Source organism: Dongia sp., assembly GCF_041910485.1.
Classification (GTDB): Bacteria; Pseudomonadota; Alphaproteobacteria; order Dongiales; family Dongiaceae; genus Dongia.
Genome location: NZ_JAYRQR010000034.1, coordinates 72,304 through 97,368, shown reverse-complemented (window position 1 = coordinate 97,368; position 25,065 = coordinate 72,304). Strand labels below are relative to the sequence as shown.

22 protein-coding genes are annotated in these 25,065 nt (G+C 61.2%); 9 read left to right on the top strand and 13 right to left on the bottom strand.

Annotation, left to right across the window (positions count from 1 at the left end):
- Positions 1 to 43 precede the first annotated feature (43 nt).
- On the top strand, positions 44 to 1,531 hold the full coding sequence (locus ACE3PP_RS10545) for an amidohydrolase family protein (RefSeq protein ID WP_374381652.1): 1,488 nt from the start codon (positions 44 to 46) through the stop codon (positions 1,529 to 1,531).
- 123 nt (positions 1,532 to 1,654) lie between these two features.
- Entirely contained in the window at positions 1,655 to 2,809 is a 1,155-nt protein-coding gene (locus ACE3PP_RS10540) for a TAXI family TRAP transporter solute-binding subunit (protein ID WP_374381650.1), read from the top strand.
- 35 nt (positions 2,810 to 2,844) lie between these two features.
- Here ACE3PP_RS10540 and ACE3PP_RS10535 read toward each other — a convergent pair whose 3' ends face one another.
- Genes ACE3PP_RS10535 through ACE3PP_RS10520 form a run of 4 tightly spaced genes read right to left on the bottom strand, consistent with a single transcriptional unit; the run spans position 2,845 to position 5,693 of the window.
- Positions 2,845 to 3,072 (bottom strand): sulfurtransferase TusA family protein, encoded by a 228-nt coding sequence (locus ACE3PP_RS10535; protein ID WP_374381647.1) that lies wholly within the window; start codon positions 3,070 to 3,072, stop codon positions 2,845 to 2,847.
- Positions 3,069 to 4,007, bottom strand: coding sequence for a DMT family transporter (locus tag ACE3PP_RS10530; protein WP_374381645.1), 939 nt, complete (start codon positions 4,005 to 4,007; stop codon positions 3,069 to 3,071). Before ACE3PP_RS10530 ends, ACE3PP_RS10535 begins: the two co-directional genes overlap by 4 nt.
- Positions 4,008 to 4,010: 3 nt before the next feature.
- Positions 4,011 to 4,814 (bottom strand): phosphate/phosphite/phosphonate ABC transporter substrate-binding protein, encoded by an 804-nt coding sequence (locus ACE3PP_RS10525; protein ID WP_374381642.1) that lies wholly within the window; start codon positions 4,812 to 4,814, stop codon positions 4,011 to 4,013.
- A gap of 18 nt (positions 4,815 to 4,832) precedes the next feature.
- Entirely contained in the window at positions 4,833 to 5,693 is an 861-nt protein-coding gene (locus tag ACE3PP_RS10520; RefSeq protein WP_374381639.1) for a GFA family protein, read from the bottom strand.
- Positions 5,694 to 5,854: 161 nt separating this feature from the next.
- Here ACE3PP_RS10520 and ACE3PP_RS10515 point away from each other — a divergent pair, with 161 nt between their 5' ends.
- A complete protein-coding gene (locus ACE3PP_RS10515) occupies positions 5,855 to 6,808 on the top strand; it encodes a fatty acid desaturase (RefSeq protein WP_374381636.1) in 954 nt (317 codons plus the stop codon).
- A gap of 26 nt (positions 6,809 to 6,834) precedes the next feature.
- Here the strand turns inward: ACE3PP_RS10515 and ACE3PP_RS10510 are convergent, their stop codons facing one another.
- From ACE3PP_RS10510 to ACE3PP_RS10475, 8 genes are all read right to left on the bottom strand, one after another.
- Entirely contained in the window at positions 6,835 to 9,021 is a 2,187-nt protein-coding gene (locus ACE3PP_RS10510) for a molybdopterin cofactor-binding domain-containing protein (RefSeq protein ID WP_374381633.1), read from the bottom strand.
- 16 nt (positions 9,022 to 9,037) lie between these two features.
- A complete protein-coding gene (locus tag ACE3PP_RS10505; protein WP_374381630.1) occupies positions 9,038 to 9,493 on the bottom strand; it encodes a (2Fe-2S)-binding protein in 456 nt (151 codons plus the stop codon).
- A gap of 22 nt (positions 9,494 to 9,515) precedes the next feature.
- Positions 9,516 to 10,115, bottom strand: a complete 600-nt coding sequence (locus tag ACE3PP_RS10500) for a hypothetical protein (protein WP_374381627.1) — start codon at positions 10,113 to 10,115, stop codon at positions 9,516 to 9,518.
- Between the two features lie 171 nt (positions 10,116 to 10,286).
- Entirely contained in the window at positions 10,287 to 11,366 is a 1,080-nt protein-coding gene (locus ACE3PP_RS10495; RefSeq protein WP_374381624.1) for an aldo/keto reductase, read from the bottom strand.
- A gap of 198 nt (positions 11,367 to 11,564) precedes the next feature.
- Complete coding sequence (locus ACE3PP_RS10490; RefSeq protein ID WP_374381621.1) at positions 11,565 to 13,055, bottom strand: PAS domain S-box protein; 1,491 nt, start codon at positions 13,053 to 13,055, stop codon at positions 11,565 to 11,567.
- A gap of 229 nt (positions 13,056 to 13,284) precedes the next feature.
- Positions 13,285 to 14,823: a trimethylamine methyltransferase family protein gene (locus ACE3PP_RS10485; RefSeq protein ID WP_374381619.1), complete on the bottom strand. Its 1,539-nt coding sequence runs from the start codon at positions 14,821 to 14,823 to the stop codon at positions 13,285 to 13,287.
- Positions 14,824 to 15,003: 180 nt separating this feature from the next.
- A complete protein-coding gene (locus tag ACE3PP_RS10480; RefSeq protein WP_374381617.1) occupies positions 15,004 to 15,945 on the bottom strand; it encodes a hypothetical protein in 942 nt (313 codons plus the stop codon).
- Between the two features lie 342 nt (positions 15,946 to 16,287).
- Positions 16,288 to 16,989, bottom strand: coding sequence for a ferredoxin (locus tag ACE3PP_RS10475; RefSeq protein WP_374381614.1), 702 nt, complete (start codon positions 16,987 to 16,989; stop codon positions 16,288 to 16,290).
- Positions 16,990 to 17,067: 78 nt separating this feature from the next.
- Between ACE3PP_RS10475 and ACE3PP_RS10470 the strand changes: the two genes are divergently transcribed.
- Entirely contained in the window at positions 17,068 to 17,640 is a 573-nt protein-coding gene (locus ACE3PP_RS10470) for an HD domain-containing protein (protein WP_374381611.1), read from the top strand.
- Positions 17,641 to 17,817: 177 nt separating this feature from the next.
- The gene (locus tag ACE3PP_RS10465) at positions 17,818 to 18,117 is read left to right on the top strand and encodes a hypothetical protein (RefSeq protein ID WP_374381609.1); all 300 of its coding nucleotides are present in this window, start codon (positions 17,818 to 17,820) and stop codon (positions 18,115 to 18,117) included.
- Between the two features lie 194 nt (positions 18,118 to 18,311).
- On the opposite strand, the gene ACE3PP_RS10460 is transcribed toward ACE3PP_RS10465, so the two are convergent.
- Positions 18,312 to 19,316 carry a GlxA family transcriptional regulator gene (locus ACE3PP_RS10460; RefSeq protein ID WP_374381606.1) on the bottom strand — a complete coding sequence of 335 codons (1,005 nt, stop codon included), beginning with the start codon at positions 19,314 to 19,316 and terminating at the stop codon, positions 18,312 to 18,314.
- A gap of 386 nt (positions 19,317 to 19,702) precedes the next feature.
- Between ACE3PP_RS10460 and ACE3PP_RS10455 the strand changes: the two genes are divergently transcribed.
- From ACE3PP_RS10455 to ACE3PP_RS10440, 4 genes are read left to right on the top strand one after another with little or no spacing between them, the layout of a single operon-like run.
- Positions 19,703 to 20,956 (top strand): sarcosine oxidase subunit beta family protein, encoded by a 1,254-nt coding sequence (locus ACE3PP_RS10455; protein WP_374381604.1) that lies wholly within the window; start codon positions 19,703 to 19,705, stop codon positions 20,954 to 20,956.
- A gap of 21 nt (positions 20,957 to 20,977) precedes the next feature.
- The gene (locus ACE3PP_RS10450) at positions 20,978 to 21,268 is read left to right on the top strand and encodes a sarcosine oxidase subunit delta (protein WP_374381601.1); all 291 of its coding nucleotides are present in this window, start codon (positions 20,978 to 20,980) and stop codon (positions 21,266 to 21,268) included.
- A gap of 1 nt (position 21,269) precedes the next feature.
- Entirely contained in the window at positions 21,270 to 24,284 is a 3,015-nt protein-coding gene (locus ACE3PP_RS10445) for a sarcosine oxidase subunit alpha (protein WP_374381598.1), read from the top strand.
- Positions 24,277 to 24,888, top strand: coding sequence for a sarcosine oxidase subunit gamma (locus tag ACE3PP_RS10440; RefSeq protein ID WP_374381595.1), 612 nt, complete (start codon positions 24,277 to 24,279; stop codon positions 24,886 to 24,888). Before ACE3PP_RS10445 ends, ACE3PP_RS10440 begins: the two co-directional genes overlap by 8 nt.
- Positions 24,889 to 25,065 lie beyond the last annotated feature (177 nt).

Sequence of the window (25,065 nt, the reverse complement as noted above, 5' to 3'; positions counted from 1 at the left end):
AGTCGCCATACACATGATGAATTACGACATACGGGGTTAGGTCATGACGCACGACATTCTCATTTGCGGCGGCGAGATCATCGACGGGTCGGGCGCGAAGCGCTTTGCCGCCGATGTGGCAATCGATGGCGACCGGATTACAGCCATCGGGAAGCTCACCGGCCATACCGCCAAGCAAACGATCGACGCCAGCGGCTGCATCGTTGCCCCCGGATTCATCGATGCGCATGCCCATGACGACATCGCTCTCCTTGCCGAACCGGACATGCCGTCCAAGGTGAGCCAAGGCTGCACCACGGTCGTGGTCGGCAATTGCGGCTTCAGTGCCGCGCCGCTGACGCCACGGGACAGCTATCCACTCGATTTTCTGCTGGGTGACACCAGCTATTATCGCTTTCCGCGTGTTGCCGACTATTTCGCCGAACTCGAAGTGAAGCCTGCCTCGGTCAATGCCGCGGCCCTGGTCGGCCATTCGGCCTTGCGGGTCGAATGCATGGCGGCGCTCGACCGACCGGCAACCGAAGCCGAGATCGCCCTTATGGGCGAACGCCTCCGCCAAGCTCTGGCCGAGGGGGCCCTCGGTTTCTCAACCGGCCTCGAATATCCCAGCAACAAAGCAGCCGACACGCGCGAGGTCGTCGCACTCGCCCGCCTCGCCGGCGAAGCGGGCGCCGTCTATACGACCCATTCGCGCAATTACGACCATCATTTCCGGGAGGCGCTGCAGGAGGCGATCGATATCGGTCAGGCCGCCAACGTGCCCTTGATCCTCTCCCACCACCAGGGCGACGGGCCGGAGAACAAGGGCCACACGGACTGGTCGCTGCCAATGATCGACGCGGCACGGAAGAGCCAGCCCGTGGCGCTCGACGTCTATCCCTACAACGCGGCGGCGACAATCATCGACCCGGCCTTTGTTTTGTCGGCCGAGCGGATCCTGATCAGTTCCTCGCAGCCGCACCCGGAAATGGCCGGGCGGGAGCTCGACGATATCGCCGCCGAATGGGGTGTCGATCGCGACACCGCTGCCGACCGCCTCACGCCCGGCGGCGCAATCTATTTCTGCCAGGATGAAGCCGACGTGCAGAAGATCATGGCCTTCGGCCCGACCATGATCGGCAGCGACGGCCTGCCCGGCGGAGAGATCAACCACCCCCGCCTCTGGGGCAGCTTCCCCCGCGTCCTCGGCCACTACAGCCGCGATCTCGGCCTTTTCGACCTGGAAACCGCCATCCATAAAATGACGGGTCTCACCGCACGCCGTTTTGGCCTCATCGATCGCGGCAAACTGGCTGAAGGCGCGTTTGCCGATGTCACCGTCTTCGATCCGGCCACCGTGATCGACCGCGCCACCTTTACGGCACCGACGGAGCCGAGCCTCGGCATTCGATTTGTGCTTGTAAATGGGGCATTAGTTTGGCGCGACGGTCACGCGACCGGGGCTCGGCCCGGGCGCCCCTTGCGCCGCTCGGCCACCGTTCCGCCACAATCCTTAAGCGCCCCGCGCGCGGCTCTGATCTCGGATTTTTGATCGAAACGCACACGCTGCATGCGGGCTTCGTATTGGCGACTCATTAACACTCGTTCTATATCTTAGAGGTGCTGCGCAAGTGCTGATTGCGACAGCCTAGCTCTTGAAGCGACCGGCACCCCGATGGACTTTTTGAAGGTCAACAGGCACGCAATTGGCAGGGCTCTCAGCTCCGGCCGCTTGCGCCAGGAAGTAGTTACCCGCCGGACGGTTCTTTTCGGCTTGGGCGGCGCTGCCTGTGCGGCCGGCGCCATCGGTTTCGGCCTGCCCCTCCTCAGTGCCCCGGTAACGACGCGTGCCCAGGAACTCAGCTATTTCCGTGTCGGTGCCGGTCAGCCGGGCACGCCGATTGCCGAATTGGCCGGCCTGATCGGCGGCGCCATCAGCAATCCGCCCGGCTCGCGCAGCTGCGAAGAAGGAGGCTCCTGCGGCATTCCCGGCATGATCGGCTTGGCTCAGACAAGCTCCGGATCTGTCGAAAACTTAAGCCAATTGCACGGCAAGCTGATTGAGTCCGCGGTGGCGCAGGCGGACATCGCCTATCTCGCCTATACCGGCAAGGACGCGTTCAAAGCGGTCGGTGCCGACCAGGAACTCCGCGCGATCTGCGGCTTGGGTCGTCTCAACGTCAAAGTCATTGTCGGGCCGCAATCGGCGGCCAAGAGCGTTGCCGGTCTCAAGGGCCTGCGGGTCAATCTCGGCGCCGAGAAGAGCGACAACGCCGTTACGGCCAAGCAAATCCTCAATTTCCACGGCCTTACCACCAAGCGTATCAAGCCGAGCTATCTCGACTTTCCGGCTGCGGCCGAAGCATTGGGATCCGGCAAGATTGACGCCATGATCGTGGTGGATTCGATCGATAGCCGCGATGTGACGGCACTTGCGGCTTCCATGCCGCTGCGCCTGCTGCCGATTGACGGCGATGCCGTCGCCAAAATGATGAAGGCCTATGGTTTCGTCGCCAAGGGTATCATCAAGTCGGGGACCTTCCGTAACGTTCCGGATACGCCGACCGTCGAATTCGTCGCCGTCTGGCTGGTCCCTGCCAGCCTCGATGGGGATATGGCCTATCAACTGACCCGCGCGGTGTGGCTCGAAGCCAGCCGCAAGACGCTGGACCAGGTATCTGCGGCCGGTAAGGCCCTGGACCTGCAGTTGGCGATCGCCGGGGTCAGCGTCCCGTTCCATCCCGGCGCCATCAAATATTACGACGAACATGGCGTCACCCGCTTCATTCCCGAAGCGTTGCGCCAAAGCCCGGCCGCCAACACCAACTGAACGCCAGGGCCACCCGGACATCTTGGGCGGCGTCTCTAGCCCACGACCTCGACCCTGATACGGAAGACACCCGGTTCCGGCTCGCTGCCGTCCAGCAGCTTGTTGCCCGTCACTTCGCAGAAATGTGCGAAATCCTTCGGCGCGCCGGGGTCCGTCGCATCGACTTCCAGAATATCGCCCGGGGCGAGTTCCTTGATCAGCTTGCGCGCCTTGAGGACCGGTATCGGGCATTTAAGACCGCGCGCGTCGTATTGGCGGATCATGCAGGGGCTCCTTCACGGGCGGCCTGGGTTTCGCGCCGGGCCTGCCAGGACTCCAGCAAGCTCGCACTTACGATGAGGATACCGCCCAGGACCTTGTGCCAGCCAAGCTCCTCGCCGGCGAGCCAGGCAGCCGAGCCGACGCCCACGACAACTTCCGACGTCATGAGAATGCTGGCTCGCCCTGGTGAGAGACGCGCGGCGCCCCACAAGCTCAAGACCATTGCCGGCACCACCCAGATGAAACCGGCAGCCACGATCCAGGGCACGGCACCCAGCAGCGTCGCCCCGTCAGGCCAGCCGGCCGCCCCGTAGTGATCGCCAATCAGCAGATAGACCAGCAGGCCGATGGGCAAGGCGCAGCCGAATTGGGCGATGCTTTTCTCCAGCACGGCGATATGCGACCACATTCGCGCCGTCAGCAGAGCAACAGCCCAACACATGCCGGCCGCAAGTCCCATCCATTCGGCAAGGCTGGATGGCCAGGGCGCCCGGCCTCCCACACCCTGCAGGATGGCGAGACCCAGGAGCGCCAGGCCGATGCCGATCCAGCGAATGGGAGTGAGCGGCGTCTTCATGAAGATCCGCTCCAAAATGGTCGACCAGATCGGGCTCAAGTAGAAGAGCAGGATGATGATGCCGACTTCCCCCAGTACCACGGCGACGGCAAATAAGATGTTGCAGCAGGCGAGCGATCCGCCACACAACAGCACGCGCCAATTGCCCGCAGCCAGTTCACGCCGCCGCGTGTAGAGAAACGGCAGCAAGGGGATAAGGGGAACGCCGTAGCAGAGGGCGCCAGCCAAAGCCGCCGGAATCCCCGCTGCCTCAACTTCTCGCAACGCGTACCACATCGACCCCCAGAAGATGGATGAGCCGATCATGGCAAGGCTCGGCCACAGGGTGCCGCCCGTGCCGATGGACTGTCCGCCGTGCATTCCCTAAGCCACCCTCGCCCAGCCTGAGCGTTTGGCCGCTTCTTCCTGCACCGGGATGACGTCATATGCATCGTCATCGAGGATTTCAAAGCCGTCCAGCAGGAGCTGGTTGCGAATGTCCTCGATATCCGGGTCGGCAAATGCCGCCGCCAGCCCGGTGCGCAAGGCGGCCACATCCTCGACAGGGCGATCAAGCCCCGTGATGAAAGGCAAGCAAGGTGCCGAGGCAGTCTGGTCCAGCACACGGAGGCCGCTGACCTCATCGGGCGCCACCGCCGTCAAAAGCGCCCAACTGACGCAATCGACGGCGCAGAAGTCAGCCTTGCCGGACTTGACCATCGCCGCTGACTGCCGGTGCGCACCGCTCTCGATGGCAGCACGCAACTGGCCGTTGGCGATGCCCTGCCCCGCCAAATAGTGTTTGAGGATATTGTAGCCGGACTGAGAGTCTTCACTGTTGAAGCAAGCGGTTCGGCCGACAAGATCTTTCCCCGTAACGGCCGCGTCCTCGGCACGCACCAGGATGGAGCTGCAATAGGTGTGACCGTCGCAGCCCGGGGCCCGGTAGCAAGGGGTGGCCAGATAGCGCACCTCTCCCTGCAACCGGTGCGTCAGCGGGTAGCCGCAGGTTTGCGCGAATACCAGATTTCGATCGAGCCAAAGGGCATAGGCATCCATCGGCCGAGTCAGTAGCTCGGGCAGGTCGGTGAGACCGGCCGCCGCAAAGTGGCTCCTGAGAGCTTCCCAAAGCTGGTCCGTCTGCGTGCGCAGCTCGGGAAAATCATACATCGGCAGGGCCGCAATCATTTTTCGGCACTCATCAGGTCAAAACGGGAGGGCGTTGGCGCCCGTCCCGGGGAATTGCGGCAAACCATCGGCGACATCGTAATAGTCCCCCTTGTCGGCGACGAAAATGTGATGCCGCTGTCGCGGCCCGAACGGGGCATCAAAGGCTCCGGCCGAAATCGAAACCGCGTCCGCACCAATCCGCTCCCAGAAGAGGGATGATCCACACCGGCTACAGAAGCCACGGCGCGCATTGTCCGACGATTGGAACCAAGTGAGCGGCGCACGCGCCTTGAACGAAACATCGGCCCATTTAGCCTTCGTGTAGGCTGGTGCATGGCCATGCCAGCGGCGGCACTGGCTGCAATGGCATTGGCTGATGTCCCGTAACTTGCCGGTCACGGTAAAATCGACCTCGCCGCACAGACAGCTCGCATGATGATGCATCGGCGGCGTCCCGCCGTCTGCCATTGGCCGCGCCGGTGCGCTGGGCTGCGCATTCGCAGACGAGCGGGCAAATTGCGGGAGACCGTCGGCGATGTCGTAATATTCACCCTTGAAGTCGACCCAGATATGCTTTTCCGCGCTGAGGCCGGTGGGCTTATCCAGGCTGCCCATCGTGATATCGAGGTCGCTGCCACCCACCCGGCGCCAGAACAGTTTCGAGCCACATTTGCCGCAGAAGCCGCGCTCGGCCTTGCCGCTGGAACGGAACCAGCGGAGGTCTTCCTCGCCCTGCAGACGAACCTTGGCAACCGGGGCCGTGGTGTAAACGCCAAGGGCGCCGTGATTGCGGCGGCACATGGCACAGTGGCACATGGCCGGAACGGTCAGGTCACCCTCAATATCGAACTGAACCGAACCGCAAAGGCACTGACCATGATGAATATCGGCCGACATTAACCATCTCCCTCTGACGGCGGGAGCATAGCGATGGTTTGGACCAAACCCAAGTGCACAGCCGGCTGCGACTCATGCCGCCTATTAGTATTTCTTCATTGCCCACGGGGCAGAATCTGGACTACCAATAACCACAGCAATTCAACGCCTTTTAAGGCCTTATGACTACCGAGACAGACCCCGCTGCCGCCCCGCGGTTAAACAAGGGCGAAATTGGCCGCCATGCCTATGTGGCCGATATCCCGACCTTGCTTCTGGCAGCCGGGATATACGCCGTCTTTCTCCTAACCACGTGGAACTATCACAGCCTTCCCTGGTGGGCAGTTTTCGCCCTGGGCGCTACAACCATCTGCCTGCATGGATCGCTTCAGCATGAGGCCGTTCACAACTACCCGTTCATGTCGCGCCGCCTCAACCGATGGACAATCGGCTGGTCACTGTGGCTGTGGATCCCATACGACCTCTACGTAAAGACCCATACGCGCCACCATATCGATCAAGATCTTACCGATCCTTTCCTGGACCCTGAATCGAACTATCTGACCGAAGAGCAATGGGCTGAGATGTCGGGCTTGCATCGTTTGGTGCGGCAATGCATGCGCACCTTGGCCGGCCGCATGCTTCTGGGGCCAGGCTATTACACACTGGCCTCCATTCGCGAATGTGCCCGGGATCTGACTTCGGCCGATCGCGAACGGATCATGCCGTGGGTCTGGCACTTCTCAACTGTTGCCATCATCCTCTATTGGGTCATGGGCGTTTGCCAGATCCCGTTCTGGGCCTATGTGGCCCTTTTCGCCTATCCCGGCACGTCGCTGGCGCTGGTGCGCTCCTATGCCGAACATCGGGCAGCCCCGGACGAGAAGACCCGCTCCATCATCTGCGAAGCAGGCGCCTTCTGGGGCTTTCTGTTTCTCTACAACAACCTTCACGCCCTGCATCACGCCGAGCCGGCACTTGCTTGGTACAAGCGCCCGGCCCGATATCGCCAGCTGAAGTCAAAATTGCTGGCCGAGAATGGCGGGTATTTCATGCCGGGCTATGGGGCGATCATCCGGGCTTACCTGTTCCGCCCCAAGGAACCGATCTTCCATCCGTTCAAGAAGGCCGGCTGACAGCTACGTCAGCCGGCACTCTCCTCTCACGCCGAAGCGGGCTTTTCAAATGGCAGCGAGCGATACCGCTTGCCGCTCGCAGCAAAGATCGCGTTGCCGATGGCCGGCGCCAGGGGCGGCAGGCCAGGCTCGCCGATACCGCTCGGTGCCTCGGCCGATTTTACCAGATGCACCTCGACGACCGGCATCTCCTTCATGCGGGTCGGTTCGAAATCGTCGAAATTCCCCTGCTCGACCACACCATCCTTCAGTGTGATGCGGTTGCGGAGGATGGCCGACATGGCAAAGCCGATGGCACCTTCAACCTGGGCCGCGATCACGTCAGGATTGACGGCAATGCCGACATCGACCGCCGCCACGATGCGGTTCACCTTGAAACCGTCCGCATTGGTCGCGACCTCCGCAATCATGGCCACATAAGAGCCGAACGAATGATGCATGGCGATGCCTTGAGCACTGCCTGCCGGCATCTTCTTGCCCCAGGCACCTTTTTCCGCCACCAGCTTCAGAACCCCAGCCTCGCGTGAACCTTCCTTCAGATAGGAAAGCCGGAACGCCAACGGGTCTTGCCCTGCTTTATGCGCAAGCTCGTCCATCGTCGTTTCCATGACATGGGCGGTGTGACTGTGGCCGACCGATCGCCACCAGAGGACCGGCACCTCGCTCTTCGCGTTGTGCACATCGACGGCAAAGTTCTCGATCTGATAGGGCGTTTCGGCAACCCCTTCGACCGTCGTCGCATCGACGCCGTCTTTCACCATCATGCTTTCGAAGGCCGTACCGACCAGGATCGACTTGGCGACGATCGTGTGCTGCCAGCCGCTGATGCGACCGTCCTTGAGCCCGGCTTTCAGTTTGTGGAGCACCATCGGACGGTAGAAACCACCTTTGATGTCATCCTCACGGCTCCAGACCAGTTGCACCGGTGCCTTGCCGCCAATCGCCTTGGCGATATGTGCGGCTTCGACGGCCCAATCGGCACGCGCATTGGCCCGGCGGCCGAAGCTGCCACCGCTGATCAATGTATGGATCTTGATCTTGTCCGGCGTGGTGCCCAAAACCTGGCTCACCGAATAGTCGTCAATGCTCTGGAACTGACTGCCGGCCCAGATCTCAGCCCCATCCTTGGTCAGTTCGATGATGCAGTTCATCGGCTCCATCGGTGCATGCGCCAGGAAGGGAAAGAGGAATTCGGCCTCATGCATGTCGCCACCGCTGCCGAGCGCTGCCGCCGCATCGCCACGCCGATCGGCCTTCAATCCAGGCTTCGACGCCACGTCACGATATTCGGCAATGAGGGCATCGCTCGACCGGCTCTCCGATTTGTCGAGCTGCCAGGTGATATTGAGTGCCTCACGCCCGCGCATGGCAGACCAGGTATCCTTGGCCAGCACGGCGACGCCGCTCGGAATCTCGACCACATCGACCACACCCGCAATCTTGCGGGCGGCTGCATCGTCGACTTTTGCCACTGCCCCGCCGAATTGCGGCGGCCGCGCAACCATCGCCACCAACATGTTGGGCCGGCGGTAGTCGAGCGCATAGACCGCCTTGCCAGTAGTCTTGCCCGGCGTATCCAGGCGCGGCAGCTTTTGCCCGATATATTTCCAATCCTTCGGGTCCTTGAGCGTCACCTCGGCCGGTACCGGCTCCTGCATCGCCGCCTCGACCAAGGCCCCGAAGCCACTTGATTTGCCCGAGGCATGTGAAATGACACCGTCCGTCACCGTAATTTCGGCTGCCGGCACGTTCCATTTCCTGGCAGCAGCGGCGACGAACATCGCCCGGGCGGCAGCGCCGACCTCCCGCATCTGGGTGAAGGAGTTGGCGATAGACGTGCTCCCGCCCGTACCGATGTAGGAACCGAAGAACAGGTTGTTGAAGACCTTGGGGTTGTTGGGCGCGTGGTCGAAATGAACCTTCGACCAATCCGCATCCAGTTCCTCGGCCACAAGTGTCGAGAGACCGGTACTAACCCCCTGCCCCATTTCCAGATGCTTCAGCAGGACGGTAACCGTGTCGTCGCTGCCGATGCGCAGGAACATGTTGGGGTCGATCACCGGCTTGGGCGGCGCCGCGGCTTCGCCTTCGGCCAGGGCAAACCGGCCGAACGGTACGAATGTGCCCAGCACGAAGGCCGTGGTCGTTTTCGCGGCACCTTTCAGAAAGGCCCGGCGTGAGGTCGAAGTCTTGTCTTGCTGGCGGATCAACATGGCTTGCTCCCTGTCCTCAGGCCAACGATTTGGCAGCTTCGTGGATGGCAGCGCGAATGCGCTGATAGGTGCCGCAGCGACAGATATTGCCTTCCATGCTGGCATTGATGTCGTCATCGGTCGGCGCCTGATTGTAGGTCAGCAGATTGATGGCCGACATGATCTGCCCCGATTGGCAGTAGCCGCATTGCACCACGTCGAGCTTTTGCCACGCGGTCTGCACGGCTTGCGCCACCTTGCCGGAAATGCCCTCGATCGTGGTGATTTCGCTACCCGAAACATCCCCTACCATGGTCGAGCAGGAACGTCGCGCCTCGCCATCGACATGGACGGTGCAGGCGCCACATTGCGCGGCACCGCAGCCGAACTTCGTGCCCGTCATGTTGAGCCGGTCGCGCAGCACCCAGAGGAGCGGCATTTCCGGATCGACGTCGAGGTCGTGAGCTTCGCCATTGATCGTCAGAGTAATCATCGCAATCTCCTTCTCGCGCGCATTACTTCGGGCATTCGCTGCCGCCGGCGAGCCATGTCTGCACATGTTCCACCAGCTCAGCCCGCGGCATTGAGACAGCCGTCCGTCCCTTGCCGGGATTCCAGCCCCAGCCAACCAGATTGTCCTCGGCAAAATGATGGACCAATTGTTCGGCATTGCGATTGCCGTTGCGCTTGGGGTCGCGCAGCTGCTGGCAGATCTCTGCAGAACTAAGTCCCTGCCAGTTCATTTCGACTGGGGCCAGGGACCAGGCCGGTGCACCCGGCACGCCCGACGTCGGGTTGTTGCCCGACTGGCTATGGCAGGTCGTACATCGCATGCCGGGCACGCCCATATTGTCTTCGCCCCGCACCACGAGCGGCACATGCTGGCGGCTGGCATCACCCTGGCGCGGTGAATTCACCTGATGGCAGTTGAGACAGCGCGGGTTTTCAAGAACCGTCACGATCTTGTCCCATGCCTGGAGGCTATCGGCGGCGCTCGCCGTCGTTTCTCCCTGGCTGGTATTCATACCGGCTTCCCAAAACAGCAACACTGTTCCGAAGAGGACCGGCAAAGAAATGGCGGCAAATCGTCGAAGAACGGTTTGCGTAGAACGCATCAACCTCTCCCATTGGCTGGCGGCCTCCAGATGGGAGGCGCGGACTTAGGACGATGATTGCAACACGCTTTCCACCGCGACTGAATACATGTTCGTCGCGTTTGGTTGCACAAAGCTGCAAAGGTGATCGCGTATTCCCCTCACTTTATTAGGGAAATACGAGGCAACGCGTCAGTACCTCTCCGCATCCGTCGCTGGCAAGAGCGGCCAGGGATCCGAAGGCATGCCGTTCACGGTGGTGCCACCTTGCGACACTTGCCCCATATATTCCAGGAATCGCGCTGGGAAGTTGAGCGTCGGCGTACTCAGTGCATCCAGTTTCTGAACCATCTCAGATGTCAGCTTGATGTCGAGCGCCCCCAGGTTGTCGTCAAGTTGCGCCAGCGTTCGCGCACCGAGAATTGGCGACGCGACGCCGGGGCGGGCTAGCACCCAGGCAAGCGCCACTTGCGAGACAGTGACCCGCAAGCCGTCGGCGATCTCGGCGAGAGCGTCGACAATATCATAGGTCTTGTCGGTCAACGCGGCCGTCACCCGCGTTCCGCGACCCGGCTCTGCATTGACGCCGCGCCGATATTTGCCACTGAGCGCCCCGCCCTTCAGCGGCGACCAGGGCGTGACCCCAAGGTCGAACTCCCGCGCCATCGGCATCAGATCGCCCTCCACCGTGCGCTCAAGCAGGGAATATTCGATCTGGAGCGCGATCAACGGCGCCCATCCACGGAAGCGTGCGATCGTCTGCGCCTCGGCGCATTTCCAGGCCGGTGTATCCGAAAAGCCGATATAGCGGACCTTGCCGCTGCCGACGAGATCATCGAGCGCCCGCATCGTCTCCTCGATGGGCGTCAGGACGTCCCACGCATGCATCCAATAGAGATCGATGTAATCCGTCTGCAGTCGACGCAGGGAGTTTTCGCAGGCCGCGACAATGCTCTTTCGACTGGCACCGCCGCCGTTGGGGTCGCCGAGATACATATTGCTGAAGAATTTGGTGGCGATGACCGTTCTCGCCCGCTTCGCGCTATGACGACCGAGATGATCCCCGATGATCTTTTCGGAATGCCCCTTGGTATAGGCATTGGCCGTGTCGATAAAATTGCCGCCTCGATCCAGATAGGCGTCCAGGATCCGCGTCGATTCCTCGACCGACGATCCCCACCCCCAATCCTCGCCAAAGGTCATGGTGCCGAGGCAGAACGGAGAAACGCGCAGGCCGGAACGGCCGAGAGTCACATAATGATCAAGCGACATGGCTAAACCTTCAACACCATTGGGGGAACGAAGGTCTGAATTGGATCACAGGCAGGGGTGCCGCTGAATACCTGTTCCTGCCGGAAGATTGCACAATTCTGCCCAGGCCACCTGATCAATCGGGCGGCCAAATCAAACGAAAAGCCCCCGGCGTACGGCCGGGGGCTCTGGAAAGCAGAATGCCGGGTGTGTGCAATTTTACATGCGACGCACGGTGGAAAGGAAATTATCGACTCTCTTTTCCAATTCTTCCGCTTGGCGTGCCAGGTCGTTCGACACATCAAGGACCGTGACGGATGCCTGTCCCGTATCGTCCGCCGCCTTCGCAACGCCGACGATATTTGAGGAAACCTCGCGGGTTGCGGCGGACTGCTGCGACACAGCGCTGGCGATCGAGGCACTGATTCGGCTGACATTGGCAATGACGTCAGCGATTTCCCGGATGGACATGGCCGTCTTCTGACTGGAGCCTTGAATTCCCGTCACTTGATCGGTGATTTCCTCCGTTGCCTTTCCTGTCTGCGTTGCCAGGTTTTTGACTTCGCTCGCCACAACGGCAAAGCCCTTGCCGGCATTGCCTGCCCGAGCAGCCTCAATCGTCGCGTTCAATGCCAGAAGGTTCGTCTGCCCGGCGATTTCGGTAATCAAATGACTGACCGCACCAATCCGGTCCGCAGCGCCGACCAACCCGCCAACCATGCCCTCTGAATCCTTGGCCACCTCGACGGCGCCGGAAATGATCTGATTGGCATCGTCCAATTGGCGCGCAATCTCTTGCACCGAGGCCGACAATTCCTCGGACGCGGCAGACGCAATGGACGATTGCTCGCTGGTCTGCGCCGCTGAGGTAGAAAGCGATTTCGCCGTCGACTTCATGCTTTGCGCCGAAAGAGCGACCTGCCGGACCAGATCTTTGACGTTCGCCTCAAACTCGCTGGCGAGCGCCGCGTTCTCTTTTTTGCGCTTGGACAGGTCGGTTGCGAATTTCACGACACTGATCGGATTTCCGCTGGCATCGAGGACCGGGTTATAGCTCGCTTCGATCCAGCATTCCTTGCCGTTCTTGCCGATGCGCTTGTACTGCCCAGCCTGAAACTGACCAGCGCGGAGCCGCTCCCAAAACTGACGATACCCTGCGCTGCCGCGTTCGGCAGCGTCGACAAACATGCTATGATGCTTGCCCTTGATTTCCTCAAGCGAGTACCCGAGCAGATCGAGGAAGTTCTTGTTGGCGTTCGTGATCGTCCCGTCGAGTTCGAAGTGGATGACGGCCTGCGATCGGTTGATCGCCGCGACCTGTCCATCAAGCGTCGCTTCTTCTTTCACCTGATCCGTGATGTCCGTCGCGACCTTGACGATTTTGTACGGTCGCCCGGACCTGCCGATAACCGGGTTATAGCTGGCTTCAATCCAGACCTCGCGACCACCCTTGGCCATACGCTTGAAGCGCCGCGCCTGGAAGGTCCCGGCGCCGAGTTCCTTCCAGAAGGTCTTATACCCAGGTGACTGGCGCTCCCTGTCTTCAACGAAGAGGCTGTGATGCTTGCCGACAATTTCGGCCAAGGTATAGCCCATCGTCTTCAGGAAGTTCTCGTTGGCATCGAGAATAGTGCCGTCAAGATCGAACTCGATCATGGCATGCGATAAGTTCAGCGCAGCCAGAATGGACGCATCGTCACTACGAAACATGCTTGCTAACATAAGTCGCTCCGCACACTGGTCCTGAGCGTTTGCTCACATGCGATGCAGATATGCTGCGACTGCACAAATTTCCATAAAAACTATGTCAATTTCTTACAATATAGTGTATCGATCTTCGAAAATACTTTCGTTTTTAGTCCTATAGGAGAGAATACTTTCGTTTCTCGTTGAAAACGAAAGCTTCTTTCTGACTGTTACTTTTCGGCATTCACTTATTTCAAATCTGCGTCACGCCGCCTTCTGCTTTCCGGCGGGCCACAAAGTCCTTCATGGCGTCGTCGATCGCCGGGTCGATCGGCGGTTGCTCAAAATCGGTCAGCACCTGCTTCCACAACGCATTGGCGCGCTGCGCCGTATCCTGTGCCCCTGCAATCCGCCACGTTTCGAAATTGCGCCAGTCGGAAACCAGCGGTGAATAGAACGCCGTCTCATAGCGGGCCAGTGTATGCGCCGCGCCAAAGAAGTGGCCGCCCGGCCCGACTTCCCGCATCGCTTCAAAGCCGAGAGCATCCTCCGACACGTCGAGCGGCTGCAGGAATTCCGCCATGCCCTGGATCATCTCGGCGTCGATAACCATTTTTTCGAACGACGCCACCAACCCGCCTTCCATCCAGCCCGCACCGTGCAGAATGAGATTGGCATGGCCCATCACTGCACCCCACAGAGACATTTCCGATTCATAAGCGGCCTGGGCATCGACCGCATTCGCGGCGCAGGCATTCGACGAGCGATAGGGAAAACCGTACTTTCGCGCAAGCTGACCGCCAGCCATCGCCGCCCGCGTATATTCCGGCGTACCGAACGCTGGCGCACCGGTCTTCATGTCGACATTCGACGTGAAGCCACCATAGACGCAAGGCACGCCCGGGTTGACCATCTGCGTGAAGGCCAGTCCCGCCAGCGCCTCGGCATTGGCCTGGGCGAGCGCGCCGGCGATCGTCGCTGGCGCCATCGCGCCCGACAGCGTGAAAGGCGTCAGTACGATCGGTTGGCCGGCCTTGGCCATTGCCTGCAGGCCCTGCAGCATCGGTGTATCCAGACGCAGCGGCGAATTGCTGTTGATGATCGAGAAAACGCTCGGCTCCTTGGCGAGCTGCTCCTTCGTGATGCCGCGCGCCAGCGCCATCAATTCGATCGCGTCCTCGATCCGTTCATTGCCGAGCGAGTACGGATGCCAGACCTTGTCCGTGAGCGTCGCCGCCATATAGAGCGCATCGAGATGACGCGTGCTGGGCGGGAGATCCGCCGGCTCGACCGGGTAGCCGCCGAGGAACTGCACGGCATTGAGGGATTGCGCGAGGCGCACGAGATTGCAGTAATCCTCGAAATTGCCGGGACGACGCCCCTTGTCGAGATCGGACACGTTGGGTGCCGACGCGACCGAACCGAAATTGATGTGATTGGCGCCGAAGGTCAGATTATGCGCCGGATTGCGTGCGTGAAGCGTGAAGGTCTTCGGAACAGTCTTGATCTTTTCCATGATCAAGTCCGGATCGAAGCGCACCAGATTGGAGCCGGCCTTCACCTCGGCGCCATTCTCCTTGAGAATGCGCAGGGCGTTCTCTTCCAGGAATTCGATGCCCAGTTCAGAGAGAATGCGCAGCGAGGTCCGATGAATCGCTTCGATCTGGTCATCGCTGAGGACCCGGACCGGGTCGTAATTGTTGCGATGGTTGCGCCAGGGGAGCTGCTTCAGCCCTTTCGCCTGCCTGGTGTTGCGGCGACCGCGCGCCTCGCGCGCTGCTTCCCGTGACATGATCGACTGGTCCCTTCAGGTGTTAAATCCATCGCCAAATTAGCAAAGCCGATCCTGATACGGGCACCTGAAAGTCTCATAGGCCGCATTCCGGCTTATCATCTGCCCCGGTATTCTCATGCCGCAATGCAAAACGGCGCCCGAAGGCGCCGTTCGCAGTCAATCCAAGATTTGAACCTGTCAGTTCGCGGCGGCGACTTCAGGAGCCCCCACCCCTTCCTTGAGGCGCACTTTCTTGCTGGCAGTCTCCCCCGCCGTGATGACCAGCGGTTCGCTGCCCCACAATTTGTTGCCGAGGCGAGCCACGGCCAGATAGCGGCCTTCGCGCAGCATCACGGTGGGATCTGGCTTTTCGCTGCTTGTCACCAGTTCGTAGACGCCGGGGGCGTTCGGGCGCTGGCGCAGAATCTGCCATGTGAGGGCTTCTGCCGTGGACTTCTGCTTGTTCGGCTTCATGGCCGAGAGCTTCACATAACCGGCATAGAGGTTGAGCGTGTATTTCAGCGACTGGCCGGCTTGGATCGGAATCACGAGATCGGCCTTGGTCCCCTTGAAGTGGGAGCGCACGACATAGCTGCCACCGGGTAGTGAAAATTCACCGACGGCGGCCTTCTGCTCGGCCACCTTCTCACCTTCTTCGGTGGCGCCCTTCTGATACTTAAAAACCTCCCACAGCACCGGTTCCTTGACCGGGCTCTTGCCCTTGCTCAGCTTCATGTTGATCGACAACTGAGCCGGCGGTCCAGCTTCCGGTTTCTTCGAAGCCGTCGTCGCCGTGGCATCTGAAAGAATAAGCGAGCGCGTGGTTGCGGACTTCCCGACGATAATTGCCTGGCTCGCTTCAGTCTTGCCGAGCTTCGCCGTCACCAAATATTGGCCGGGCTCCAGCTTCGCCACGAGCTTGGCACCGTTACCGGAAAAGGTCGGCTTTGCTTCCGGCTTGCCGGTTTCCTTGTTCACCTTGATCACGTTCCAGGCGATATCACCCTTCACCTGCGGACCACCCGCGCTCTCGACTGCCAAGAGTGTCACGTCAGCCGCGTGCGCTTGCCCGAAGGACAGGCCCATAACGACAGCGAGGCCGGCAATAAAAGTTGCCAGCGAAATAATGAGTGAGCGCAAAACCCGCCCTCCAGCTTGTTGGAGCAATTTTTGGAGAATTAGTAGATACCCCAACGACTCCCGCCTGGACAAGCCTCATGGCAGGGCGCAGCCGAGCCACGCCAACTTGTCACAAGCCCTTGCAATCGGGGTCATTTTCCCCGAAATCCGCCGATGCGGATGAGAGCGATTATCCGCCGAAATGCCCACTGGCCAGGAAGCTGGCGAGAAGCGCCCCGCCCAGCATGATGAAGGCCGCCGCCGCGAGCGCGCCAAAAGCTTTAAAACGAGCTAGGTGTTTCATAATTCTAATCAATTTCTGTCGTGTCGAGTGATGGTCCGTCGCGTGGGCAGCCATTCGGTTCATGGCTTTGCGACGGTCGGATTCTGGCGGCGGGGCGCCAGGAAGGCTTCCATGTGGAACTTCATCTGCGCCGGTCCATAGGCAAAGGATTGGCCGACGGGACAGGCCCTTCGCGCCAGACACCCGCGCTCCCGGCATTCAATCCCATCGGGTCCAGCGACATGGGCGGCGCAGCGCCCGTCATCCAGCCCGGTGGGGCCGAATGCGTCCACGGGACAGGTGTGAAGGCACGGCTGAGACTGGCATGTCGTGCAGGGGCTCGCCTCGTCGGATGGCGCGGCAAATGCGAGCTCTTCTCGAAACAACAGTGCCGCCCTGAAGGCGTGCCACAAACCGTAGACCGGATGGATGAAGATCTTCAGCGGTGAGACAGCCAAAGGCTCGGCGCGAGCCGCCCATCGTTGAAAGGGAAAATAAGGTGGACCGGCGAATGGATAGACCACTGCGGCACCAAAAGACGCCGCAATCGGATCGACGACGTCCCGCGTCCATTGATCCAATGGATTCGCAGCATGGCGCGATCTGGCATCCGAGGCCGCAAAGGCCGGCCACATGGCACCACCGATATTGCCGACCAGCACCACCGCCTTTGTCGGCGCACCGTCACCAAGCGACGGCACGCCGTCACTCGCCACGGGTATGAACCCCCCGCGCAGCGCCATGCCGTGAACGGCGAGAGCATCTTTCAGCGCGGCAATCATTGGCAATCCTGGACCGATGGGGTGACAGCCCCTACACTGCACACGATTTTGGCAAAATGATGTCGAGGACGCGCCGCCATGGACACAGAAACCGTCAACTTCATTCGCATGGAAGACGGAACCTTCGAAGAGTACCAACTCCTCGATCAGATCTACCAGAAGCTCAACCACGGCTTGGCCGACACCGTCATCGCCAACTTGCAGAAGCTCGAAGGCGACAAGATGGGCTACAAGATCGACCGGTATCAGCATTCGCTGCAATCGGCGACGCGGGCCATGCGGGACGGCCAGGACGAGGAGATGATCGTCTGCGCCCTGGTCCACGATATTGGCGATCTGTTGGCGCCGGAAAACCATTCGGAGCTGGCCGCTTCAATCCTGCGGCCCTATGTCTCGGACGACAATTACTGGCTCGTGAAGCATCACGGCATCTTCCAAGGCTATTACTTCTTCCACCATATCGGCCTCGACCGGTTCGAACGCGAACGCTATCGCGGTCACCCGATGTTCGAAAAAACGGCCCTGTTCTGCCAAAACTACGACCAGAACAGCTTCGATCCCACTTACGACACGGCACCGATGGACGTGTTCGAGCCGATGGTGCAGCGAATCTTCGCCCGCGCCCCTTTCGGTCGTGCGCGACCGGCCTGACCAAGCTGTGTGCGAAAGGTCACAAACCGGCATATAACTGAATAATTTCAGTTAGTTATACTCTTGTCGGACTGTGGCCCGGATCACAGACTTCCAGCCGCGGCTGAAATACCCTTTGCAACATCGAACGGCGCCATTGGTCGGCGCGACGAAGATGGCAGCAAGGGGTCTTTCATCATGTTCCGCATTATGAGCATCGCCACGTTGGTCATGATCGCGATTTGCTTCCTGGTCAGTGCTGGCTTTGCCTTCGCCGACGAACCGCAAGCTCCCAACGGAACCGCTATCGAGCTGCCGACCGAGATCAATGATGCCTCGCGCCCCGTGGAGATCGTGCCGGAAGAGAACTTGGCCAGCGCTGGGGTCGACATCTACGATTTCAGCGACTATCTCGCTGGATCGCTGACCATCCCGACCGTCGATGCCGAGCAGATCGAAGAACCCGCACTGCCGCGGACCGAGGCTCGCGACTGCTGATCCGACCTGACTATCTGGTTTCTGATTAAGTTCTGTGTGCCTATATCGCCTCAAGTCCATAAACTTGATGCGGATATGTTCCCTGAATACCGAATTGCTTCAACGGTTCTGGCGCCACAGCGTCGCACCGCCCGCTAGTCCCGGCAAGCGGATCGTTGCGCCGGCCCTCGCCGCTCTGGCTTAAAGACTCTGGATCAGGCGGCGACGTTGCCCACCTGAATGCGTGGCGTGGCGTTTGGCGTGGCGCGCTCGCGACGCGGTGTCTTGCCGAAGAAATCCCGGTAGCATTTCGAGAAGTGCGACGCCGAGACGAAGCCGCAGGCCAGCGCCACGTCGATGACCGACATGTTGGTCTGCAGCAACAGCAGGCGCGCGCGATGCAGGCGCAGCTCGACATAGTAACGCGCCGGCGAGCGATGCAGATACTTCGCAAAAAGCCGTTCCATCTGACGGCTGGAGAGGCCGGCTGCATCGGCGAGCTCAGCCCGGTCGAGCGGCTCCTCGAGATTGGCTTCCATCTGCTGGATGACCTGGATGAGCTTTGGATGGCGCACGCCGAGGCGCGCGGTCAGCGCCATGCGTTGATGATCGTGGCGGTCGCGAATACGCTCGTGAATGAACTGTTCGGAAACGGCCGCTGCCAGCTCATGCCCGTGCTGCTGCGAAATGAGGTTCAGCATCATATCGAGCGCTGCCGTGCCGCCGGAACAGGTGAAGCGGTTGCGATCGATCTCGAAGAGCTCGGACGTCGTTTCGATCTCGGGGAAGTTCTCGGCAAAGCTTGCAAGATTCTCCCAATGGATGGTGCAGCGGTAGCCGTTGAGCATGTTCGCCTTGGCGAGGATATGCGCGCCCGTGCAGAGGGCACCGATATCGGCGCCTTGGCGGTCGGCCCGGCGCAGGTTTGCAAAGACGTTCTTGTCCTCGTAGAGGTGCCCATCAACGCCGCTGCACAGGATGATGGTTTCGAAATTGAGGATCTGCTCGACCGCCCCCTCGGGAGCAAGCGGAATGCCGTTCGAGGCGGAAACCGCCTTGCCGTCCGACGAGAAGAGATGCCAGCGATAGAGCTCCTTGCCGGCCACGCGGTTGGCGAGGCGCAGCGGCTCGACTGCCGAGGTGAATGCAATCATCGAGAAATTGGGCACCAGGAAGAACGCGATCTCCTGGGGCAGCTTCACTGGCAAGTCACCGAACACGGCGTATCCCTCATTGAGTGAGTTCAGCGAAAATCGAGGCGAGGGAAATATCTCATTTCCGACATGTCGTCCACAGGCAAAATGGCGCTGACGCGACAATATTTAATCCCATCGGTCAGGAATCCGCTCTTTTCCGCCATTGTTCCAATTTCTTGGAATTGCGCGCGAATATTAGCTGCATCCTTGTTAACCACATGGTCTTTTTGGCGAAAATCTCAATTGCGCATGCAATGTGGCAGCTTGACCCACGGCGTTATCGCGACATTAGATGGCGCGCGGTCGGGGGATTCGCCCCCATTGCCTTGGCATGATCCGCCACCGTAGAAGACGCATCGCCCGCAAATTGCGCCACAGCTTGTCGGGGAAACCCCCAAATCGGGATCGCTATGAAGCAACGCTATTCAATTTTCAGCCTGGTCCGGAACGCCCTTAGCTACCACCAGGGTTGGCAGGAGGCCTGGCGCAGCCCGGCGCCCAAGGCCGAGTACGACGTCATCGTCATCGGCGGCGGCGGCCACGGTCTGGCGACCGCCTATTACCTCGCCAAGGAGCACGGCATCACCAATGTCGCGGTGGTGGAAAAAGGTTGGCTCGGCGGCGGCAATACCGGCCGCAACACGACGATCGTGCGCTCCAACTATCTGTGGGACGAATCGGCGCATCTCTACGAGCATTCGCTCAAGCTGTTCGAGGGATTAAGCCAGGACCTCGACTACAACGTCATGTTCAGCCAGCGCGGTCTGATGAACCTCGCGCATACGCAGCATGACATGCAGGCCCTGCGCCGCCGCGTCTATGCGATTCAGCTCAACGGCATTGACAGCGAAATCCTGACGCCCGAGCAGATCAAGGAGATGGTCCCCATCCTCGATTGCTCGCCGAACGCGCGTTATCCGATCATGGGCGCAAGCTTGCAGCGGCGCGGTGGCGTCGCCCGCCATGACGCCGTCGCCTGGGGCTTCGCCCGCAAGGCTGACGAGCGCGGCATCGACATCCTGCAAAACACCGAAGTCACCGGCTTCAAGATCGTCGGTGGCGTCGTGAAGGGCATCGAAACGACCCGTGGCTTCATTGGCGCCAAGAAGGTCGGCATCGTCGTGGCCGGCCACTCCGGCGTGCTCGCCGGCATGGCGGGCTTCCGCCTCCCGCTGGAAAGCCATCCGCTGCAGGCCCTCGTCTCCGAACCAATCAAGCCGATCCTCAACACCGTCGTCATGTCGCCGCAGGTCCACGTTTATGTGAGCCAGTCGGACAAGGGCGAACTGGTGCTGGGCGCCGGTATCGACGCCTACACGTCTTATGCGCAGGTCGGCTCGCCCTTCATCATCGAGAACCAGCTCAACGCGCTGACCGACCTCTTCCCCTGTTTCGGTCGTCTGCGCATGCTGCGTCAATGGGGTGGCATCGTCGACACCTGCCCTGACGCCTCGCCCATCATCGGCAAGACACCCATCGAAAATCTGTTCATCAATTGCGGCTGGGGTACCGGCGGCTTCAAGGCGACGCCGGGTTCCGGCAACGTCTTTGCGCACACGATCGCCCGGGGTGAACCGCACCCGCTGGCGGTGCCGTTCGCGCTGGAGCGATTCACGACCGGCTACCTCATCGACGAGCACGGCGCTGCCGGCGTCGCGCACTAATCCGGAAGAAGAGATAATCAGATGCTTCTCATCTCCTGCCCCTATTGCGGTCCCCGCGACGAGCATGAGTTCGCTTACGGCCACGAGGCGCACATCGCGCGCCCGACGCTGGAACAGCAGCAAGCCATGTCCGACGCCGAATGGGCCGACTATCTGTTCATGCGCAAGAACCCCAAGGGCGTTCACTTCGAGCGCTGGGTGCACAGCCGCGGCTGCCGCCAGTGGTTCAACGTCGCGCGCCATACGGTGACGCACGAAATCATCAAGGTCTACAAGATGGGCGAACCGGCCCCGAAGCTGGAGCAGAAGTAACATGAGCGCCCAGAAGAACCGCGTCGCCACCGGCGGCCGCATCGATCGCTCGAAGCCCGTGCGCTTCAGCTTCGACGGCAAGACCTTCTACGGCTACCAGGGCGATACCCTCGCCTCCGCCCTCCTCGCCAACGGCGTGACCCTGGTCGGCCGCAGCTTCAAGTATCACCGCCCGCGCGGCATCGTGACCGCCGGTCCCGAAGAACCGAACGCGCTGGTCGAAATCGGCACAGGTGCCTATCGCGAACCGAACACCCGCGCCCCGCAGGTCGAGCTCTATGACGGCCTCGTCACCACCAGCCAGAACCGCTGGCCGAGCCTCGATTTCGATATCGGCGCGGTGAACTCGACGATCAGCCGCTTCATCCCGTCGGGTTTCTACTACAAGACCTTCAAATGGCCGAAAGACGGCTGGATGTTCTATGAAAAGTTCATCCGCCAAGCGGCCGGTCTCGGCACCGGTCCGACCGAGACCGACCCCGACCGCTATGACAAGGTCTATGGCCATTGCGACGTGCTCGTCGTCGGCGCCGGCCCGACCGGGCTTGCTGCAGCACTTGCTGCCGGCCGTACTGGTGCGCGCGTGGTGCTGGTGGACGAGCAATCGGAACTGGGCGGCTCGCTGCTTTCCGAACGCGATCGCACGATCGACGGCAAGCCGGCGGCCGAGTGGGTTGCGGCGGCGAAAGCTGAATTGTCGGCGATGGCCGAAGTCAGCCTGCTCACCCGTACGACGGCCTTCGCCTATCTCGACGCCAACATGTTGAGCCTCGTCGAGCGCATCACCGACCATGTCGGTCCGTCGGCCAAGGGCCCGCGGCAGCGCCTGTGGCGCATCCGCGCCAAGGAAGTGATCCTGGCGACCGGGGCCATCGAGCGCCCGCTCGTCTACAGCGACAATGACCGCCCAGGTTGCATGCTGGCCTCGGCGGCACGCACCTATGTCAACCGCTATGGCGCGACGCCGGGCCAGCGAATCGTCATCATGACGAACAACGACACGGCCTATCAGACGGCGATCGATCTCGTTGCCGCCGGCGTCTCGGTCGCGGCGGTCGTCGATCTCCGCGCCAACCCGACCGGTGCGTTGCCGCAGGCGGCGCGCGCCAAGGGCATCGAAATCATCGACAATTCGGCAATCACCAAGGTCAAGGGCACCAAGCAGGTGCGCGAGGTCGAGGTGCAGACCCTCAATGCCGATGCAACCGGTGTCGTCGGTTCCGCCCGTCACCTCTATGTCGACACGGTGTTGAGCTCGGGCGGCTGGCAGCCGACCGTGCATCTTCATTCGCAGACCCGCGCCAAGGTGGTGTGGGACGACGCCATCCAGGCCTTCATCCCGGGTCCGATCATGCCGGGCCAGAACAACCGCTCGGTCGGCGCCGCGCGCGGCCTCTTCGGCCTCGATGCGGGCTTGAAGGAAGGCCATCAGGCCGGTGCCGAAGCCGCTGCCCGTTTCGGCTTCAGCAATTCGGCCGGCCAAGCACCCAGCGCCGATGCCGAGCCGGAAGGCCAGCCGCTCCGTTCGGTCTGGATCGTCCCCTCGACCGTCCCGGTCGGCCAGGGCGGCAAGCATTTCGTCGATTACCAGAACGACGTCACCGCCGCCGATGTGAAGCTCGCGCACCGCGAAGGCTATCTCTCGGTCGAGCATCTGAAGCGCTATACCACGATGGGCATGGCGACCGATCAGGGCAAGACCAGCAACGTCAACGCCCTCGCCATCATGGCGGGCCTGCGCGGGATGAACGTCCCGGATGTCGGCACCACCACCTTCCGTCCGCCCTATACACCGGTCACGTTCGGCGTGTTCGCGGGTCCGGACAAGGGCGATTTCCTCGATCCGATCCGCAAGACGCCGCTGCATCAATGGCATGCCGATCATGGCGCGCCCTTCGAATGCGTCGGCCAGTGGCACCGCGCCTGGTACTATCCCAAGGCCGGCGAAACGATGCATGACGCGGTCAACCGCGAGGTGAAAGCCACGCGCGATTCTGTCGGCATCTTCGACGCCTCGACGCTGGGCAAGATCGACATCCAAGGTCCGGATGCGGCCTGGTTCCTCAACATGGTCTACACCAACGCCTGGACCAAGCTGGAACCCGGCAAGTGCCGCTACGGCTTCATGTGCGGCGAAGACGGCATGGTCTTCGACGACGGCGTCACCAGCCGCATCTCGGAAAACCATTTCCACATGACCACCACGACCGGCGGTGCGCCACGCGTGCTTAGCTGGCTCGAGGAATGGCATCAGTGCGAATGGCCGGACAGACAGGTCTACTTCACGTCCGTCACCGAGCAATGGGCGGTCATCGCGCTTAACGGCCCCAACGCCCGCAAGGTGCTGGAGAAGGTCGTCGAAGGCATCGACATTTCCGAAGAAGCCTTCCCCTTCATGACCTGGCGCGATTGCAAGGTGGCCGGCGTCAAGACCCGCATCTTCCGCATCAGCTTCACCGGCGCCTTGTCGTTCGAACTCAACGTGCCGCCGAGCTATGCCCTGCAGGTCTGGCGCGCGCTGATGGATGCCGGCGAGGAGTTCAACATCACCCCGTACGGTACCGAGGCGATGCACGTGCTCCGTGCCGAGAAGGGCTTCGTGATCGTCGGCCAGGAAACCGACGGCACCATGACGCCGCAGGATCTCGGCTTCGAATGGATCATCGGCAAGGCGAAGCCCGACTTCATCGGTCGCCGCTCGCATTTGCGTTCCGACACCAAGCGGCCCGACCGCAAGCACCTCGTCGGTCTCCTCACCGAGAACCCGAAGGAAGTGCTGCCCGAGGGCGCCCAGGTGGTCGAGCACGTCAAGGACAAGCCGCCGATGACCATGATCGGCCACGTCACGTCGAGCTATTGGAGCCCGAATGCGGGCCGTTCGATCGCGATGGCGGTCATCAAGAACGGTCGCAACCGCATGGGCCAGACGGTCTACATGCCCTACGAAGGCAAGGTCGTCGCAGCCAAGATCACGAAACCTGTCTTCCTTGAAGAGGGAGAAAAAGCCAATGGCTGATACCTACACCCGCCGCAGCGCGCTGCAGCATTTTGGCCTCACCGCCGCTGCCGCCCGTGGCGATTCCGCCGGCGCCGATCTCCTGATCGGTGAGTCCGCGCACCGCACCATCGTCAACATCCGTGGCGATGGCGGCGATGCCTTCAAATCCGCCGTGAAGTCGGTGACCGGTGTCGACCTGCCGGTGACGCCCAACACGACCGCCCGTGCCGGCGACTTCCGCATCCTGTGGCTGGGCCCGACCGAATGGTGGGTCGTCAGCACCAATGCCGAACCGGCGAAGCTGGTGGATGATCTCCGCCAGGCCTTCAACGGCCAGCACGCTGCCGTCATCGACGTCTCGGAAAGCCGGACGGTGATCACCATCTCGGGCCCATCGGCGCGCGATGTTCTGGCCCGCGGCTGCAGCCTCGATCTGCACCCCCGTGTGTTCCAGCCCGGCCAATGCGCCCAGACCGGCCTCACCAAGGCCAACATCCTGCTGGACCAGATCGACACCAACCCGACCTTCGACATCTATGTGTTGAAGAGCTTCTCGGACTATCTGTGGCAATGGTTCTGGCTGGTCGGCCGCGATTTCAAGTTCGCCGTCCGCGCGCACTAACCTAGCTTCCGTCATGCCCGGGCTTGACCCGGGCATCCAGTCTATCAACTGCGCCAGTGGATCCCCGGGTCTTCGCCCGGGGACGACGACATCAGAACGGGCCGCTCTTCGGGGCGGCCTTTTCTTTTGCTGCAAACGCGAAGATGCCGCTCGCATGAGGGCTCCGCGTTTATAGAT